This is a genomic window from Mycoplasmopsis primatum ATCC 25948 (assembly GCF_000702785.1).
In the GTDB taxonomy this organism is placed as follows: domain Bacteria; phylum Bacillota_I; class Bacilli_A; order Mycoplasmatales; family Metamycoplasmataceae; genus Mycoplasmopsis; species Mycoplasmopsis primatum.
This window is the reverse complement of record NZ_JNJV01000062.1, coordinates 1-1,083: the sequence shown is the minus strand read 5'-3', so window position 1 is coordinate 1,083 and position 1,083 is coordinate 1. Positions and strand designations below refer to the sequence as shown.

The 1,083-nt window shown below is 27.7% G+C and carries 2 protein-coding genes; both read right to left on the bottom strand.

What is annotated here, in order from left to right; genetic code table 4:
• Positions 1-530: restriction endonuclease subunit S (locus tag T386_RS0104235; protein ID WP_029513870.1), on the bottom strand; the 530-nt coding region annotated here is incomplete at its 3' end.
• 1 nt (position 531) lies between these two features.
• A partial coding sequence (locus T386_RS0104230) for an N-6 DNA methylase (protein ID WP_029513869.1) occupies positions 532-1,083 on the bottom strand: 552 nt, incomplete at its 5' end.

The window sequence follows — 1,083 nt, the reverse complement described above, 5'->3', positions numbered from 1 at the left end:
GCTTCCAACTCCGCTTCCAACTCCGCTTCCAACTCCGTAAAATTATCAAGGATTTTTACAATTTCGTTTTGAATTTTTAAAGGAGGAATGGGAATTGTAAAATCATCAAATATATTGCTATCGAATTTAGGATATGTTGATGATTCAACATAAAACTCTTGACTATGCATAATTAAGAAATAATATAAAAATTTATTTAATAAAACAGATGTATTTCCGGATGTTATTGTAACATTATTCGAACTAACAAAATAACCTTTTCAATATTTTATATTTGGATATCTTGCTCTTCCAAGTGTTATAACCTCTCCATTGTTCAAATATGTATCATCAGCATTTTGAATACTACAAAACCAATCATAATTTTGAGAGCTTGGTAATAATTTAACATCCCCCTTATTCTCATTTAATAATGCTAATGTCTTAGCATCAACCTGTTTAAATGAGTTTTTTAAAACTACATCTTTAATTTTCTTATACTCAATTCCATTAGGACACATTTCTTTAATTAATTTTTCAATTTTGTTCATATTAGTCCCCTAACATTTTTACTATTTCGTCTATTTCATTACGTAATTTGTCAATTTTGGAAACAGTTTCTTTGATTTGATTATTTAAGACTTTAATGTCAATTTTTTCGCTGGTATCTTCTTTTTCAACGTAAGAGCCTACTGAAAGATTAAAGTTATTGTCAATAATTTCTGATTGATTAACTATTTTAGAAAAATGCTCTATTTCTTTTTTGAATCTCACTGTATCTACTATTTTATTTATGTTGTCATTTGTTAATTTATTCTTATTAGTAACTTTTATAAACTCGTTTGAAGCATCAACAAAAAATACATTTGTATCGCTTTTGTTCTTTCTTAACACTCAAATGCAAGTTGAAATAGTTGGTCCAAAAAATAAATTTTCTGGTAGTTGAATAATAGCGTCGACAACATTAATATTTCTAACTAAATATTCTCTAATATCACGTTCGGCACCGCCTCTATATAATGTACCAGGAAACATAACAACAGCAGCTGTTCCGTTTGTAGCTAAATGATTTACCATATGTAAAATAAAGGCTAAGTCAGCTTT